We start from the raw sequence: 16482 nt of genomic DNA, 5'->3' as shown, positions 1-16482 counted from the left end.
GAGTGCACATGCACGCAAACACAAACAACCCTCACCCGACTGCGGCTCCGACGTCTTCCAGCGCCTCAACGAGCAAGGCCCTGGAATTCCTGGCTTTCAAGCTGGGCCAGGAAGAGTACGGCATCGATATCCAGAAGGTGCAGGAGTTGCGCGGCTACGACGCCGTCACACGTATTGCCAATGCGCCGGAACACATCAAGGGTGTGGTCAATCTGCGCGGCATCATCGTGCCCATCATCGATATGCGTATCAAGTTCAACCTGGGCACGCCGACCTACGACCAGTTCACGGTGGTGATTATTCTGAACATCGCCAGCCGGGTCATGGGGATGGTGGTGGACAGCGTCTCTGACGTGATCACCCTGACGCCGGAACAAGTCAAGCCCGCGCCCGAGATGGGTTCGGTGCTGGACACCGAGTATTTGATTGGCCTGGGCACGCTGGATGAACGCATGCTGATCTTGGTCGATCTGGACCGCTTGATGACCAGCGATGACATGGGCCTGGTCGAAAAAATAGCCGCTTAAACAACGTAAACCAAAAGATCATGCAAGCGTTTTACAACCTCAAGATTGCGACCAAATTGTTGCTGTCGTTTCTTGCCGTACTCACCTTGACCGCGGTTCTTGGTGTCTTTTCTGTGATGCAGTTGACGAAAGTCAATCAGATGTCGACAGACTTGGCAAAAAATTGGATGCCATCCACCCAGTCACTGCTCGAAATGAAGGCCTATATGGCGCGCTACCGCGCGCAGGAAGCACAACATGTGTTGGCCAACGTCGAAGCAGAGAAAATTGACTACGAAAAATCAATGGCAGAAACCTGGGCCACATGGCAAAAAAGCAAGGCTCAATATGAGCAACTGATCTCCGAGCCTGAAGAAAAAGCGACTTACCCTGAATACAGCAAACTTTTGAATCAATACGCTCTGGAGCATGAAAAAATTGTTGGCCTGTCTCGACAGCAGAGGGACGAGGAGGCAAAGGCGTTGATCCGGGGCGAATCGTTGCGTTTGAATCGCGAGCTGATTCTTCTTACCGATAAGTTGGTCAAGCTGAATACGGACGGCGGCACCAAGGCCAGCGAAATGGGTGATGAGGTTTATGCCCTGGCAAAGGTTTGGGTCATTGGCCTTCTTCTGGGGAGTATCGGTGTGGGGCTGATTCTTGCGCTTTGGATCGCACGCATGATTGCCCGACCCCTGTCCGAAGCTGTAAAAGTTGCCCAAACCGTGGCCGCTGGTGACCTCGGCGGCACGATTGTCGTGAGCTCTCGCGACGAAACCGGCCAGCTGATGCAAGCACTCAAAGCCATGAACGACAGCCTGGCCAAGGTGGTGGGTGAAGTGCGCCAAGGTACGGACACCATCGCCACGGCCTCCAGCCAGATCGCCTCCGGCAACCAGGACCTGTCTTCCCGCACCGAAGAACAAGCCAGTTCCCTGGAGGAAACTGCAGCATCTATGGAAGAGTTGACGTCCACCGTCAAACAGAATGCCGACAACGCGCGCCAGGCCAACCAACTGGCGGTATCCGCTTCCAGCGTTGCCGTGCGCGGCGGCAGTGTGGTCGCCGAAGTGGTGGGCACCATGGGTGCCATCAATGCCTCGTCGCGCAAGATTGGCGACATCATCGGTGTCATCGACGGCATTGCCTTCCAGACCAACATCCTGGCTTTGAATGCGGCCGTGGAAGCCGCCAGAGCCGGCGAGCAGGGACGAGGTTTTGCCGTGGTCGCCGCCGAAGTGCGCAACCTGGCCCAAAGAAGTGCTGCAGCCGCGAAAGAGATCAAGACCCTGATCGGTGACTCGGTGGACAAAGTCGAAGAGGGCAGCAAACAGGTGGCCGAAGCCGGCAAAACCATGGACGAAATTGTCGACAGCGTCAAACGTGTGACCGACATCATGGCCGAGATCACGGCCGCCAGCCAGGAACAGACCTCGGGCATCGAGCAAATCAACCAGGCCATCACGCAGATGGACCAGGTGACGCAACAGAATGCAGCGCTGGTGGAAGAAGCGGCCGCCGCCGCCCAATCGCTGCAGGAACAGGCAGACGGCCTGTCCCAGGTGGTGAGCGTGTTCAGGCTTGACCAGACGCAAACGCAGACGCAGCTGAACTACGGCGCCTCACCCCGTCGCGCCAAGCCCGGCTTCCAGAAAAGCGCCTTCACCCAGCCGCCAGCGGCCAAGCCGGCGATTGCCGCGTCCAGGCGCAGTTCGTCCACGAAGCCGGGCCGCGATGCTCAGCCTGCCAGGCAACTGGCAGCGGCGACGGGCGCGGGGGATTGGGAAGAGTTTTAAAAAATCTCCCAGGAAAACTCCAATAAGTTCAAAGGTCGACGCTGAAAAAACGATTCAATTCGCGGAATAAACCAAGTGTCCTACGGTCTCAGCCAACGTTAATGTCTACTCCAAACCCAAGCGCCCACACCATGAATTTCCTACCTAATGTGCGAATCGGAACGCGCCTGGCCATTGGATTCGCCATTGTTTTGGCTTTGTCCATTGTTTCAACTTCCTATGCCTTGATCAGTGCAAGAAGCAATGCACAAGAAACCCAGCATATGCTGGAAGGCCCTTTGGCCAAAGAGCGGCTTGTTTCGGATTGGTATGTTCTGACCTATTCGGCCATCGCGCGGACAGCCTTGATTGCCAGAAGTTCGGATGAAACACTTTCAGTGACTTTCGCTGACGTGATTGCCGCCAGTTCCGCGAAGGGAACCGCAACCATCAAGAAGGTCGAGCCACTTCTCGTGGCGGATGAAGAGAAGTCGCTCTACAAGTTGATTTCTGGGGCCCGCGCAAAATACCAGGCAGGCAAAGAACTGGTGATGAAGGCGAAGGCCGCTGGAAATTCCGCAGAAGGCGAGCGCCTTTTCAATGAAAATTTCATGCCTGCTGCCAAAGCGTATGAAAACCAGGTGCTGGAACTCCTTTCGCTTGAGCGCAAGGCTATCGACGACATTGGACGTGACATCGAAGCCGCCAATGCCCGCAGCTTCAATCTGTTGGTCTTGCTGGCGATTCTTTCGGTGCTCATTGGTGCCTTCTGCGCACTTCTCATCTCGCGCAGCATCACCCGCCCGCTGAACCAAGCCGTCCAGCTGGCCGAAACCGTCGCCAGCGGCGACCTCAGTAGCACGATTGTTGTGAGCTCGCGGGACGAAACCGGCCAGCTCATGCAAGCCCTCAAGCACATGAACGACAGCCTGTCCAAGGTGGTCGGCGAAGTAAGGCAAGGCACAGACACCATCGCCACAGCTTCCAGCCAGATCGCCTCCGGCAACCAGGATCTGTCTTCCCGCACCGAAGAACAAGCCAGCTCCCTGGAAGAGACCGCAGCCTCCATGGAGGAACTGACGAGTACCGTCAAGCAAAACGCCGACAACGCCAGACAGGCGAATCAACTGGCGGTTTCTGCCTCCAGCGTCGCCGTGCGCGGTGGCAGCGTGGTTGCCGAAGTGGTGGGCACCATGGGCGCGATCAATGCGTCGTCCCGGAAGATTGTCGACATCATCGGTGTCATCGACGGCATTGCCTTCCAGACCAACATCCTGGCTTTGAATGCAGCGGTTGAGGCCGCAAGAGCCGGCGAGCAGGGTAGAGGTTTTGCGGTGGTTGCCGCCGAAGTGCGCAACCTGGCGCAAAGAAGTGCTGCTGCCGCCAAAGAAATCAAGACCCTGATCGGCGACTCTGTCGACAAGGTTGAAGAAGGCAGTAAACAGGTGGCCGAAGCTGGAAAAACCATGGATGAGATTGTGGACAGCGTCAAACGCGTGACCGACATCATGGCCGAGATCACCGCGGCCAGCCAGGAGCAGACCTCGGGGATTGAACAAATCAACCAGGCCATCACCCAGATGGACCAGGTGACGCAGCAAAACGCGGCGCTGGTCGAAGAAGCGGCTGCCGCTGCGGCCTCTCTGCAGGAACAGGCCAGTGGTTTGTCCCAGGTGGTCAGTGTGTTCAAGCTGGACAACGAGCAGCAGATCCATGTGACTCCGGCCAGGCGCCCGGCGGCAGCCAGCAGCAAGCCGAAAAAAGCCCCGGTGCAGCCACCCGCGGTCCAACAGGCGATTGCCGCGCCGGCGATGGCCGGCGGGGATTGGGAAACCTTTTAAGCGTTGTTAAGTGATTGCATGGCCCGGGACTTTAAAGTTTCTCTAACGCGGGTCGAGCATCAGAGATTGATATCTAAAAACATAGAAAACTGCTTAGCTCATGCGTGTCAACTTACCCATCACGAAAAAAGAATACGAATTGTCCAAGGACGCGGCGCTTGTGTCCCGCACCGATCTCAAGGGGCGGATCACCTATGCCAACCCGTCTTTTGTCGAGGTCAGCGGCTACACCCTGGATGAACTCATGGGGAAAGCTCACAACATAGTCCGGCATCCAGACATGCCGAAAGAGGCTTTCGCAGACATGTGGGAAACCCTGGGCCAGGGCTTGCCGTGGACCGGCTTGGTCAAGAACAGGCGCAAAAACGGCGACTTCTATTGGGTGCTGGCGAACGTGACACCCATACGCCGCAAGGGCGCGACGGAAGGCTACATGTCTGTGCGCAGCAAAGCTGACCACGCGGAGATCGCCGGAGCGGAGCAGATTTATCGCAAGATCCGGGATGGCCAGGCGAGCGGCCTGATGATTCTGCAGGGCGAAGTCATCAAGCGGGGCGGGCTGAGTCCCATAGCCTCCTTGCGCCGTGTCCCCATCCGGCAGCGGGTTTTGGGGGTCACACTGACTGCGGCTGTTCTGACGCTGGGCCTGGGTGCCGTAGGCTGGTGGGAAGCCACGCGCATCACGCAGTCGGCCAATGCCCAGAGCTGGCTTCCCGGTGTGCTCGCGGCTTGTGTCGCGGGCGCGTCCCTGGCCTGGGCCGGTTTCGGCTACTTTCTTGACCGCACGATTTTCCAGCCACTGGATCAAGCCGTGTCTGTGGCGCGAGCCATTGCGGGAGGTGACCTGGTCAAGTTTCAGATCAAGCCCGAAGACGAAACAAAGCAGTTGCTACGCGCCTTGAATCAGATGAGCGCCAACCTCGTTGCGATTGTGGCGGATGTCGGCGCCAACGTGGGTGGCCTGGCGACAGCCTCTCGGCAAATCGCTGCAGGCAATCTGGACTTGTCAGCCAGAACCGAGCAGCAGGCCAGTTCCCTGGAGGAAACGGCAGCATCCATGGAGGAATTGACTTCCACGGTTAAACAAAACGCACATAACGCGCGGCAGGCGAGTCAACTGGCTGTGACGGCTTCGGAGGTCGCAGTCAAGGGTGGCGCCGTGGTTGGCCAGGTCGTGGATACCATGAACTCCATCAACACCTCCTCCAAAAAGATCGCCGACATCATTGGTGTGATTGATGGCATTGCTTTTCAGACCAACATCCTGGCCCTGAACGCTGCGGTTGAAGCCGCTCGGGCCGGCGAGCAGGGCAGGGGCTTTGCGGTGGTGGCTGGCGAGGTCAGGAACCTGGCACAGCGCAGCGCGGTGGCGGCCAAGGAGATCAAGGTCTTGATCGACGATTCGGTGGCAAGAGTGGATGCAGGCAGCCAGCTTGCAGAAGACGCGGGCAAGACCATGGAGGAGGTCGTGGATAGCGTGAAACGCGTGACCGGGATCATCGCAGAGATCAGCGCGGCCAGCCAGGAGCAGACGGCTGGCATCGAGCAAGTTAACCAGGCCATCACCCAGATGGACCAGGTGACCCAGCAAAACGCGGCGCTGGTGGAGGAATCTGCCGCGGCGGCTGGCGCGCTGAGAGAGCAGGCGGGTGGACTCGCGCAAGCCGTCGGCATTTTCACGTCACATGTTATGCGTTGAGTTTTAGCGGGATTTCCCCCGTGCTTTTTAACAACTAATGGAGCGGTGCGCATGAAGAACTTGAAAATCGGGATTCGTCTGGGCATAGGTTTTGCGGTGATGCTCATTCTTCTGGCCATCATTGCAGGACTCGGCGTTTGGCGGCTCCAGAATGTCGGTGAAGCCACGGAGGAAATGGTCAAAAATGCACTGGTCAAGGAACGGCTGGCGGCCCAGTGGTTGGTGGCCACCAGTACCAACAGCGTGCGTACATTTGCGCTGGTAAAAAGTACCGACCCGGAAGATCAGAAGTACTTCCAGAAAGGCATCTCCAAAACCAGCCTGGAGATTACCGACAATTCAAAAAAACTCTTTGACTTGCTCGATACTCCGGAAGAGAAGAAGTTGTATGAAGAGAGCACGGCGAAAAGGGCTGCGTACATAGGTCTGCGGACAAGTGCACTAAAAATGAAGGCTGATGGCCTGCATGCGCAAGCCGTTCAGTTGGCCGATGTCAAATTGATCCCTGCCCTGGAGGCCTACGACGCGAGTATTCGGGATATGGCGCTTCATCAGGCGGCCAATATTGACAAGACGGCGGATGCCATTGACGTGTTGTATCGGTCGGGTCGAATCAGCCTGATCGTATTGGCGGTGGTGGCCCTTGGGGCCGGATGCCTGCTCGCATGGTTGCTTACCCGCGGCATCACCCGCCCCCTGTCCGAAGCCGTGAAAGTGGCAGAAACCGTGGCCGCAGGCGATCTGAGCAGCCACATCGAAGTCCGTAGCCGCGACGAAACCGGCCAGCTGATGCAAGCTTTGAAAGCCATGAACGGCAGCTTGGCCAAATTGGTCGGTGAAGTCCGTCAGGGCACAGACACCATTGCCACGGCTTCCAGCCAGATCGCCTCCGGCAACCAGGATTTGTCCTCGCGCACCGAAGAACAAGCCAGCTCCCTGGAAGAGACCGCAGCCTCCATGGAGGAACTGACGAGTACCGTCAAGCAAAACGCCGACAACGCCAGACAGGCGAATCAACTGGCGGTTTCTGCCTCCAGCGTCGCCGTGCGCGGTGGCAGCGTGGTTGCCGAAGTGGTGGGCACCATGGGCGCGATCAATGCGTCGTCCCGGAAGATTGTCGACATCATCGGTGTCATCGACGGCATTGCCTTCCAGACCAACATCCTGGCTTTGAATGCAGCGGTTGAGGCCGCAAGAGCCGGCGAGCAGGGTAGAGGTTTTGCGGTGGTTGCCGCCGAAGTGCGCAACCTGGCGCAAAGAAGTGCTGCTGCCGCCAAAGAAATCAAGACCCTGATCGGCGACTCTGTCGACAAGGTTGAAGAAGGCAGTAAACAGGTGGCCGAAGCTGGAAAAACCATGGATGAGATTGTGGACAGCGTCAAACGCGTGACCGACATCATGGCCGAGATCACCGCGGCCAGCCAGGAGCAGACCTCGGGGATTGAACAAATCAACCAGGCCATCACCCAGATGGACCAGGTGACGCAGCAAAACGCGGCTTTGGTCGAAGAAGCGGCTGCCGCAGCGGCTTCCCTGCAGGAGCAGGCCATTGGTTTGTCGCAAGTGGTGAGTGTGTTCAAGCTGGACAACGAACAGCAGATTTATGTGACTCAGGCCAGAGGTCCTATAGTGGCCGGCCACAAATCGAAAAAGACGCCCACGCAGCCACCCGCTGCCAGGCAGGCAATTTCTGCACCGATGGCCGCCGGGGATTGGGAAACGTTTTAAGGCTTAAAAAGCGGTCAAAAGACCGCTTGTATGGACGGGGCTAAAGTTTTTCAGGATTCGGCCGATAAGCAGATGTAAGTTTCTGTCAACAGCATTGCTTTTCAGTCCCCTGGTCGGTGGGCGCTTGGCTGGGCGTGTCACCACTACTTTGTTTCAAGGAGTGCACATGCACGCAAAAACAAGCAACCTTCACTCGACTGCTGCTGATGTGTCTTCCGGCGCGTCGGCTCCCAAGGCCCTGGAATTCCTGGCCTTTACCTTGGGGCAGGAAGAGTACGGCATCGATATTCAGAAGGTGCAGGAGTTGCGCGGCTACGACGCGGTGACGCGTATTGCCAATGCGCCGGAACACATCAAGGGTGTGGTCAATCTGCGCGGCATCATCGTGCCCATCATAGATATGCGTATCAAGTTCAACCTGGGCACGCCGACCTACGACCAGTTCACGGTGGTGATTATTCTGAACATCGCCAGCCGGGTCATGGGCATGGTTGTGGACAGCGTTTCGGATGTGATCACCCTGACGCCGGAACAAGTCAAGCCCGCGCCCGAGATGGGTTCTGTGCTGGACACCGAGTACCTGATTGGCCTGGGCACGCTGGATGAACGTATGTTGATCCTGGTCGATCTGGACCGCCTCATGACCAGCGATGACATGGGCCTGGTCGAAAAAATCGCCGCGTAACAACGCAAACCTGAATCCTGAGTAGCCGTACTTCTTTTTGAAATGTTTCGATCATGACACTCAATAACATCAAGGTAGGCAGCCGCCTCGCGCTGGCATTTGGTTTGATTTTGTTGATCACGGCGGTGATTGCCATCATCGGCGTTTGGCGTTTGCAGGAACTAGGCGCCACCGCTCGCCAGTTGGGCACGGAAGACAGCGAAAAACTCAAGATGGCCGTCCAATGGCGTCAGACAATTGATATGAACTGGATACGCACTCGGGCCGCTGTGCTTGACGCCGACACCAGTCGCATGCCAATGTGGCAGGCTGACATGGATAAAACGTCGGAGATCTCGCTGGCCTCGCGCAAACGCATCATCGAACTGGTTCAGTCGGAAGAAGGCAAGAAGCTGATTGCCAACATCGATGCCGCGCGTGAAGCCTACCGCTCTCCCCGGGCGGCCATGCTCAAAAAGAAGCAGGCCGGAGAAGACGTGACGGCTGCGCTTGAGCGCGACCTCAAGCCCCTTGCGATCGCCTACAGCGAGTCCATTCACCAACTGGAAAGTCGCCAGCAGGCGATATATGACGCCTCGCTCACACGTGCTGAAGAAAATGCGGCCCAAGGCCGGCTGATACTGATCGTGGGCGCCGTGCTGGCCCTGATGCTGGGAGCTGCGTCAGCCTTTGTCCTGAGCCGCTCGATCGTCAGACCGCTGAAACAGGCCGCTCGCAGTGCTCGTTTTATTGCTGACGGCGATCTCTCTCAGCCCATCGAGAGTGTGGGGCGGGATGAAGCGGCAGAACTGCTGCAGGCTTTGAAGAATATGCAGTCCAATCTGGCTGTTCTGGTGGGAAATGTTCGCCAGGGGTCCGACACCATCGCCACGGCCTCCAGCCAGATCGCCTCCGGCAACCAGGATCTGTCCTCGCGCACCGAAGAACAAGCCAGCTCGCTGGAAGAAACCGCGGCTTCCATGGAAGAGTTGACGTCCACCGTCAAACAGAATGCTGACAACGCCAGACAGGCCAATCAACTGGCGGTGTCTGCTTCCAGCGTGGCTGTCAGAGGCGGTAGCGTGGTCGCCGAAGTGGTGGGCACCATGGGCGCCATCAATGCCTCGTCGCGCAAGATTGTTGACATCATCGGTGTCATCGACGGCATTGCCTTCCAGACCAATATCCTGGCCTTGAACGCGGCAGTGGAAGCCGCCAGAGCCGGCGAGCAGGGACGAGGGTTTGCCGTGGTGGCGGCCGAAGTGCGCAACCTGGCCCAGCGCTCCGCGGCTGCCGCCAAAGAGATCAAGACCCTGATTGGTGATTCGGTGGACAAAGTCGAAGAGGGCAGCAAACAGGTGGCCGAAGCCGGCAAAACCATGGATGAAATTGTCGACAGCGTCAAACGTGTCACCGACATCATGGCCGAGATCACGGCGGCCAGCCAGGAGCAGACCTCGGGCATAGAACAGATCAACCAGGCCATCACCCAGATGGACCAGGTGACGCAGCAGAACGCGGCTTTGGTTGAAGAGGCGGCTGCGGCTGCGGCTTCGCTGCAGGAGCAGGCCAGTGGTTTGTCGCAAGTGGTGAGTGTGTTCAAGCTGGACAACGAACAGCAAATCCATGTGACTCAGGCCAAACGTCCGGCCGCTGCCAGCAGCAGCAAGCCGAACAAAGCCCCGAAGCAGCCACCCGCTGCCAAGCAGGCGATTGCCGCGCCAACGCACCAGCAACTGGCTCAGGCCGGCGCATCGGGTGCAGGCGGGGCCTGGGAGACATTTTAATTTCCGTGACGCTGCCAAGCGTTCAAAAAAAACGGCTGCCGCGGCAGCCACTAAAGGACAAAAGTTATATGCAATGGTTTTTCAAGCTCCGTGTAACGGCCAAACTGATTTTCAGTTTTCTCATCGTTGCGATGATTGGCGCCGCCATCGGCTCGCTGGGGTATCTTTCACATGGGGCGTATCAGCGAAGCCACGGATAACCTCTATAACAAGGATGTACGCGTACTCAAGGAAGTCCAGGAGGCCAATATCCACCTGCTCTACGCCAGCCGTGCGCAGATGGGTCTGTTGGCTGCCTCGACCATGGAGAGCGTAACGCCGATGCCAAAAACATCCAGGCAGCCCTGACTGCGCTGGAGGCCAATATGGCCGTGGCGAACCCTTTGCTGGCGGCCAGCGCCGAGGGTTTGGCTTTGTACCAGCAATACGAGAGTAAATTGCCGGGCCTCAAGGCCCAAATGACGGCTTTTGTGGCCTTGCTGGCCAAACAACCTCTGGATGCCTCGCAATACGAAAGCCGGGTGGCCGATGACAGCATCCTGTTGTTAAAAGAATCTCGTGTGATCGAGGACGTACTCAAGAAAATTGTTGAGTACAGCGACGAGTTGGCCAAGTCGGGTATGGAGGCTGCCAATGCCACCTACACAACATCCCGCTTGATGATGATGTTGCTGGTGTTGGCCGGCATTGTCGTCAGCGTCGGGCTCGGTCTGGTGGTGGCGCGTGTGCTGGGACGCCAGATCGGCGGAGAGCCAGGTTATGCGGCGGATATTGTGGACCGCGTGGCCGCTGGGGACTTGACCGTGCATGTGGATGTTCGCAAGGGGGATAGCAGCAGCCTGTTGCATGCGATCCACCGGATGCAGCAAGAGCTGGTTCGGGTGATTGACAATATCCGTCAGTCGAGCGTCACGATAGCGGCGGCCTCCAGCCAGATCGCCTCCGGCAACCAGGACTTGTCCTCCCGCACCGAAGAACAAGCCAGTTCCCTGGAAGAAACCGCTGCGTCCATGGAAGAGTTGACCTCCACCGTCAAACAGAATGCCGACAACGCGCGCCAGGCGAATCAACTGGCGGTATCCGCTTCCAGCGTGGCCGTGCGCGGTGGCAGCGTGGTCGCCGAAGTGGTGGGCACCATGGGCGCCATCAATGCCTCGTCGCGCAAGATTGTCGACATCATCGGGGTGATCGACGGGATTGCCTTCCAGACCAACATCCTGGCTTTGAATGCGGCCGTTGAGGCAGCGCGGGCTGGCGAACAAGGACGAGGTTTTGCTGTCGTGGCTGCAGAAGTCAGAAACCTGGCTCAGCGTTCCGCTGCTGCCGCGAAAGAAATCAAGACCCTGATCGGTGACTCGGTGGACAAAGTCGAAGAAGGCAGCAAACAGGTGGCCGAAGCCGGCAAAACCATGGACGAAATTGTCGACAGCGTCAAACGCGTGACCGACATCATGGCCGAGATCACGGCGGCCAGCCAGGAGCAGACCTCGGGCATAGAACAGATCAACCAGGCCATCACCCAGATGGACCAGGTGACGCAGCAGAACGCGGCTTTGGTTGAAGAGGCGGCTGCGGCTGCGGCTTCGCTGCAGGAGCAGGCCAGTGGTTTGTCGCAAGTGGTGAGTGTGTTCAAGCTGGACAACGAACAGCAAATCCATGTGACTCAGGCCAAACGTCCGGCCGCTGCCAGTAGCAGCAAGCCGAACAAAGCCCCGAAGCAGCCACCCGCCGCCAAGCAGGCGATTGCCGCGCCGGCTGCTGCTGCAGGTGGCGATTGGGAAACGTTTTAAGGGCCAGGGCAGGTAGCCTTGAGCGGGAAGCCGTGCCTTTGGCCGGCTTCCCTTTTGCACTTATGAGTCAGTCACATTTTCCTCACCCCAGCTGACCCGCCAGTGAGCTGGGAAATGGCGGCAAATAAATGAGCCCTTTCCCTTCAGTTTTTCTTGAGCTTGTCGTTATGTACCAAGAGGCCGCAAAAAAGCCGCCAGCTACGAATCGTTGAATTAGAGGATCAGGTTTATGTCAAATAGCATGTTTTATACCGGGCTTAGCGGCTTGAATGCGGCGCAGGCCGCGCTGGTGACCACGGGTCACAACACGGCCAACGTGTATACCGCAGGCTACAGCCGTCAATCTGTACAGATTTCGTCTGCCGGCGGCGTTTACAGCCCGAGTGTCGGATTTTTTGGCAGTGGCGCCAAGGTGACGGATGTCACTCGCAATTACGACCAATACCTGGCCTCGCAACTGAATCAGGCGCAGTCGCTGAATCACTCGCTGAACACCTATTACACACAGATCAGCCAGGTCGACAATTTGTTGGCCAACCAGAAAACGGGACTGGCTGTGCAGATGCAGTCGCTGTTCACAGGCGTACAGGCGGTTGCCAATACCCCGGCCGATCCGGCCGCCCGCCAGCAACTAATCAGTTCCGCCCAGGCCCTGGCCAACCAGTTCCGCTCCATGGACGAATACCTGGTGGGCCTCAATGCAAGCGTCAACGAGCAGGTGACAGGCACCGTCGAACAAATCAACACCTATGCACAGCAGATTGCCAACCTGAACAAACAGGTGGCGATGCTCAGCAATGCCTCCGGCGGTCAGGCGCCTAACGATCTGCTGGACCAGCGTGACCAGTTGGTCAACGAGCTGGGCAAGCTGGTGGGCACCAAGCTGGTGGTGCAGGACGGCGGCCAGTACAACGTCTTCATCGGCAATGGACAAACTCTGGTGCTGGGCGACAAAGCCAACAAGCTGGCCGCGGTCAATTCCGCCAGCGATCCCAGCCATACCGCCATTGCCACGATCAATGCGGCAGGCCAGTCCGTGGAGCTGCAGGAAGGTGTACTTTCCGGCGGTTCGCTGGGCGGCTTGCTGCAGTTCCGCAGTGAGACACTCACGAATGCACAAAACTCGCTGGGCCGCATTGCCATTGCGATGGCCGACGCCTTCAATGCCCAGCAGAGCCTGGGGATGGACCTCAACGGCGCTTTGGGCGACGACTTTTTCACCCAGGCCAGCCCGGGCCTCATCAGCAATTCGCGCAACCAGGGCAACCTGGCACTGACGCCGTCATTCAGCAATATCAGCGCCCTGACCACCAGCGACTATGAGCTCAGCGTCACGGACGTGAGCGGTACCCTGACTTACACGGTCACGCGTTTATCCGATAAACAGGTGGTTGGCTCGTCCACCGGCTTCCCCATCACGTTTGATGGCGTGACCGTGGATCAAGCCAGCGGCACGGCCCAGGCCGGCGACTCCTTCCTGATTCAGCCGACACGCACGGGCGCGCGCGACATGAATGTGTTGCTGACCGACCCGGCGAAAGTCGCGGCCGCGTCCCCCATCATCACCGGCAAGACGGCCGGTAACCAGGGCAGTGGCGCGATCAGCGCCGGCGCCGTGGATGCGAACTACCTGGCGGTGACGGATCCGCTGGGCCTCACCGGCGCGGTGACGCTGACTTACGACAGTGCGACCAAAGAGTTGTCCGGTTTCCCCGCCGGGGCGGCGGTGACGGTGACGCAAGCCGACGGCACCAGCGCGACCTACGCGGCGGGTGTTCCCGTTCCCTACACCGCCGGGGCAAAAATGAGCTTTAACGGTGTGACGGTTGCCGTGAGTGGTGCGCCCGCCCATGGCGACACCTTCACCATCGGCAAAAACACCGGCGGTGTGTCCGATGGCAGCAACGCCTTGCTGATGGGCGCCTTGCAGAACAAAAACACCATGGCCAACGGTACGTCCAGCTTCAGTGGCTCCTACGGCCAACTGGTCAGCACCGTGGGCAACAAGGCCAGGCAGGTCGAAATCTCCAACAAGGCGCAGACCAGCCTGACCAACCAGATCGGGGCTTTCCAGCAATCGGTGTCGGGTGTCAACCAGGACGAAGAAACCGCCAACCTGCTGATGTTCCAGCAGATGTACCAAGCCAACGCCAAGGTGATCCAGACCGCATCGACCATGTTTGATGCCGTGCTGGGCATTGCCAACTAAACGTCATTCAGGAAATCAAGATGCGTATCAGCACCCAATCCTTCTATCAGCAAAGCCAAACGGCGATGAATTCGCTGCAGAGCAATCTGTTGCGCACACAGCAACAGATTGGCGCGATGACCAAAATTCTTGCGCCGTCCGACGATCCGCTGGGCGCCACACGCGCGCTGGCCGTCTCGCAGTCGATTGCCCTGGGCGCGCAGTATGCGGCCAGCCGGGGGCAGGCCAAACAAACCTTGTCGCTGGAAGACAATGCCTTGTCCAGCGTCACGACCATTCTGCAAGACGTCAAGGCTTTGCTGGTGAAAGCCGGCGGCACCTTGACCGACGCGGACCGCGGCGCCATCGCGACGGAGCTGCAAAGCAAGATGGACCAGCTGCAAGGTCTGGCCAACACCGATGATGGCAATGGCCAGTTCCTTTTTGCCGGCTTCAAGAGCGGCAGCGCACCTTTTGTCAACCAGGGCGGCAGCATTGTGTACGCCGGCGACCAGGGCCAGCGCATGATGCAGGTGGATGTGTCGCGCCAGATGGCCGGCAGCGACGATGGCCGCAGTATTTTCCAGAGCGTGCAGGGCGGCGCAGGTTATGTGACCACCTCTGGGGCTACCAATACCGGCACCGGCGTGTTCAGCGCCACCTCCGTGGTGGACCTGGGCCATGTGGATTACGGCAAGGATTTCTCCATCACGTTTTCGGGCATGGGCACGGTGGCGGACCCCCTGATGTACACGCTGGATACCGTTCCCCCGCAGGCCATCCCGCCGACCCCGGCCGCCTTTACCGCGGGCAGCCCTATCAGCTTCGGTGGCTTGCAACTCAATATCAGCGGCACGCCATCTGCGGGTGACAGTTTCAAGGTCTCCACGGCTAAAAATGCCGGGACCGACGTTTTTGGGACCATCAGCGACGTGATCACGGCCCTGAAAAAGCCGATGGACAATGCCGGCCCAGGCGCCCAGGCCAATGTGTTGAATGCCTTGAGCACGGCCAATCGCAAGATCACCAACGCCCACGACAATGTCTTGACCGTGCGCACCTCGGTCGGTTCACGCCTGCAGGAGCTTGACGGGCTGGAGACCACGGGTGCCGGCCGTACCTTGTACGACAAGAGCTACCTGTCCGACTTGCAGGATCTGGACTATCCCAGCGCGATTTCCGAGTTCTACCAGCGCCAGACCGCGTTGCAGGCCAGCCAGCAGACGTTTGTGAGCATCCAGAAGATTGCGCTGTTCAACTACCTGTAAGCACCGCAGCCTCGCCCTCAGCATCTGGGGCGAGGCGCTATCGATTGAGTAGCTGGTAGCGCCCGCCGCATAAGGGCTGGAGACCTGAATGGCTTAAGTTTCGGGAGAATGCTGTCGTTTGGGGCCACGCGCGATGTCCCGCGGGTCGCAAGCTCAGGGCCGCAGGCCTTGCAGAAACTGGTCGATAAAACCAAAACCTGCAGCAAACCGGGGTTCGAGGAAGGGCGCGAGGTATTGCATCACCATCTGCAACATGGCCAGGCCTGCCAGCAGCGTGATGGGGAAGCCCACTGCGAAGATGCTGAACTGCGGGGACACCCGGTTCAAAATACCCATGGCCAGGTTGATGGTCAGCAGGGTGGCTATCAGCGGCAACGCCAGCATCAGCCCCCCGACAAAAATCTGGTTGGCCGACGCCACCAGCAGAAACCAGCCGCTGGCGGCCAGCGGGGCGTCGGCAATCGGCAGGGTGTGAAAACTCTCGGCCAGCGTGGTGATCAGCGCCAGGTGGCCGTCGATCGCCAGAAAAATCAGGATGGCCATCACGTTCAGCAGGCGCGACACCACCATGGTGTTGCCGCCGCTGGTGGGGTCGAAGAAGGAGGCGAAGGACAAACCCATTTGCAGGCCGGTATATTCGCCCGCCGCCTGCACAATCGTGAACACCAGGCGCATCGAAAAACCCATGGCCGTGCCAATAAGCACTTGCTGGATCACTATCCAGATGCCGCCGGCGGACACCAGCGGCACCGAGGGCAGGGGAGCCAGGGTCGGGGCGATGGCGATCGCCAGCAGCGCGGCAAAACCGACCTTGGCCGATCGCGGCACCGATTTCTCGCCAAAAATTGGTGCCGTGCTGATGAGCGCCAACATCCGCACAAACGGCCAGAGAAAGGTCACCAGCCAGACACTCAGCTGCTCGGAGCTGACGGAGAAAACCGACGGCATCAGCCGACCAGTTGGGGAATCGACGAGAACAGGTTGCGCATGTAGTCCAGCACCAGGCCCAGCATCCACGGCCCGGCGATCACCAGCGTCGCGAAGACTGCCAGCAGCTTGGGGATGAAGGACAAGGTCATTTCATTGATCTGGGTGGCCGCCTGGAACAGGCTGATCAGCAAACCACTCACCAGCGCCACCAGCAGCAGTGGGGCGCCCAGCAGTAGCGACAGCTTCATCGCTTCGTAGCCCATGGCCATGACTGACTCAGGCGTCATTTCAGCTCATCCTTATGTC

Annotated in this window: 13 protein-coding genes; 11 read left to right on the top strand and 2 right to left on the bottom strand. The window is 58.7% G+C overall.

Features of this window, described 5'->3' with window-relative positions; genetic code table 11:
- Window positions 1–8: 8 nt before the first annotated feature.
- From ACHMXK_RS12470 to flgL, 11 genes are all read left to right on the top strand, one after another.
- Window positions 9–527 (top strand): chemotaxis protein CheW, encoded by a 519-nt coding sequence (locus ACHMXK_RS12470; protein ID WP_397440767.1) that lies wholly within the window; start codon window positions 9–11, stop codon window positions 525–527.
- 20 nt (window positions 528–547) lie between these two features.
- Window positions 548–2302 carry a methyl-accepting chemotaxis protein gene (locus ACHMXK_RS12465; RefSeq protein WP_397440765.1) on the top strand — a complete coding sequence of 585 codons (1755 nt, stop codon included), beginning with the start codon at window positions 548–550 and terminating at the stop codon, window positions 2300–2302.
- Window positions 2303–2433: 131 nt separating this feature from the next.
- Window positions 2434–4122 carry a methyl-accepting chemotaxis protein gene (locus ACHMXK_RS12460; RefSeq protein ID WP_397440763.1) on the top strand — a complete coding sequence of 563 codons (1689 nt, stop codon included), beginning with the start codon at window positions 2434–2436 and terminating at the stop codon, window positions 4120–4122.
- Window positions 4123–4222: 100 nt separating this feature from the next.
- Complete coding sequence (locus ACHMXK_RS12455) at window positions 4223–5821, top strand: methyl-accepting chemotaxis protein (protein WP_397440761.1); 1599 nt, start codon at window positions 4223–4225, stop codon at window positions 5819–5821.
- A gap of 51 nt (window positions 5822–5872) precedes the next feature.
- Window positions 5873–7549, top strand: coding sequence for a methyl-accepting chemotaxis protein (locus tag ACHMXK_RS12450; RefSeq protein WP_397440759.1), 1677 nt, complete (start codon window positions 5873–5875; stop codon window positions 7547–7549).
- A gap of 166 nt (window positions 7550–7715) precedes the next feature.
- Entirely contained in the window at window positions 7716–8234 is a 519-nt protein-coding gene (locus tag ACHMXK_RS12445) for a chemotaxis protein CheW (protein WP_397440757.1), read from the top strand.
- A 53-nt stretch (window positions 8235–8287) separates the two neighbouring features.
- Entirely contained in the window at window positions 8288–10000 is a 1713-nt protein-coding gene (locus tag ACHMXK_RS12440) for a methyl-accepting chemotaxis protein (RefSeq protein WP_397440755.1), read from the top strand.
- Window positions 10001–10171: 171 nt separating this feature from the next.
- The gene (locus ACHMXK_RS12435) at window positions 10172–10348 is read left to right on the top strand and encodes a hypothetical protein (RefSeq protein ID WP_397440753.1); all 177 of its coding nucleotides are present in this window, start codon (window positions 10172–10174) and stop codon (window positions 10346–10348) included.
- Window positions 10349–10365: 17 nt separating this feature from the next.
- Window positions 10366–11790, top strand: coding sequence for a methyl-accepting chemotaxis protein (locus tag ACHMXK_RS12430; RefSeq protein ID WP_397440751.1), 1425 nt, complete (start codon window positions 10366–10368; stop codon window positions 11788–11790).
- A gap of 229 nt (window positions 11791–12019) precedes the next feature.
- A complete protein-coding gene (flgK, locus tag ACHMXK_RS12425; protein WP_397440749.1) occupies window positions 12020–13999 on the top strand; it encodes a flagellar hook-associated protein FlgK in 1980 nt (659 codons plus the stop codon).
- A gap of 20 nt (window positions 14000–14019) precedes the next feature.
- Window positions 14020–15246: a flagellar hook-associated protein FlgL gene (gene flgL, locus ACHMXK_RS12420; protein WP_397440748.1), complete on the top strand. Its 1227-nt coding sequence runs from the start codon at window positions 14020–14022 to the stop codon at window positions 15244–15246.
- Between the two features lie 153 nt (window positions 15247–15399).
- Here the strand turns inward: flgL and fliR are convergent, their stop codons facing one another.
- Window positions 15400–16194 carry a flagellar biosynthetic protein FliR gene (fliR, locus tag ACHMXK_RS12415; RefSeq protein ID WP_397440746.1) on the bottom strand — a complete coding sequence of 265 codons (795 nt, stop codon included), beginning with the start codon at window positions 16192–16194 and terminating at the stop codon, window positions 15400–15402.
- Complete coding sequence (fliQ, locus tag ACHMXK_RS12410; RefSeq protein WP_371437532.1) at window positions 16194–16463, bottom strand: flagellar biosynthesis protein FliQ; 270 nt, start codon at window positions 16461–16463, stop codon at window positions 16194–16196. The genes fliR and fliQ overlap by 1 nt, the downstream gene beginning before the upstream one ends.
- Window positions 16464–16482: the final 19 nt, after the last annotated feature.

It is taken from the genome of Polaromonas sp. UC242_47 (assembly GCF_044452385.1).
In the GTDB taxonomy this organism is placed as follows: domain Bacteria; phylum Pseudomonadota; class Gammaproteobacteria; order Burkholderiales; family Burkholderiaceae_C; genus Polaromonas.
This window is presented reverse-complemented; position numbering and strand designations above follow the sequence as displayed.

Bases quoted from the DNA above. Each gene is read 5' to 3' on its own strand.
- flgK (WP_397440749.1), top strand. From the start codon at position 12,020: ATGTCAAATAGCATGTTTTATACCGGGCTTAGCGGCTTGAATGCGGCG.
- ACHMXK_RS12455 (WP_397440761.1), top strand. From the start codon at position 4,223: ATGCGTGTCAACTTACCCATCACGAAAAAAGAATACGAATTGTCCAAG.
- ACHMXK_RS12430 (WP_397440751.1), top strand. From the start codon at position 10,366: ATGGCCGTGGCGAACCCTTTGCTGGCGGCCAGCGCCGAGGGTTTGGCT.
- ACHMXK_RS12450 (WP_397440759.1), top strand. From the start codon at position 5,873: ATGAAGAACTTGAAAATCGGGATTCGTCTGGGCATAGGTTTTGCGGTG.
- ACHMXK_RS12445 (WP_397440757.1), top strand. From the start codon at position 7,716: ATGCACGCAAAAACAAGCAACCTTCACTCGACTGCTGCTGATGTGTCT.
- ACHMXK_RS12435 (WP_397440753.1), top strand. From the start codon at position 10,172: ATGGGGCGTATCAGCGAAGCCACGGATAACCTCTATAACAAGGATGTA.
- ACHMXK_RS12465 (WP_397440765.1), top strand. From the start codon at position 548: ATGCAAGCGTTTTACAACCTCAAGATTGCGACCAAATTGTTGCTGTCG.
- ACHMXK_RS12460 (WP_397440763.1), top strand. From the start codon at position 2,434: ATGAATTTCCTACCTAATGTGCGAATCGGAACGCGCCTGGCCATTGGA.
- fliR (WP_397440746.1), bottom strand. From the start codon at position 16,194: ATGCCGTCGGTTTTCTCCGTCAGCTCCGAGCAGCTGAGTGTCTGGCTG.
- ACHMXK_RS12440 (WP_397440755.1), top strand. From the start codon at position 8,288: ATGACACTCAATAACATCAAGGTAGGCAGCCGCCTCGCGCTGGCATTT.
- ACHMXK_RS12470 (WP_397440767.1), top strand. From the start codon at position 9: ATGCACGCAAACACAAACAACCCTCACCCGACTGCGGCTCCGACGTCT.
- fliQ (WP_371437532.1), bottom strand. From the start codon at position 16,463: ATGACGCCTGAGTCAGTCATGGCCATGGGCTACGAAGCGATGAAGCTG.
- flgL (WP_397440748.1), top strand. From the start codon at position 14,020: ATGCGTATCAGCACCCAATCCTTCTATCAGCAAAGCCAAACGGCGATG.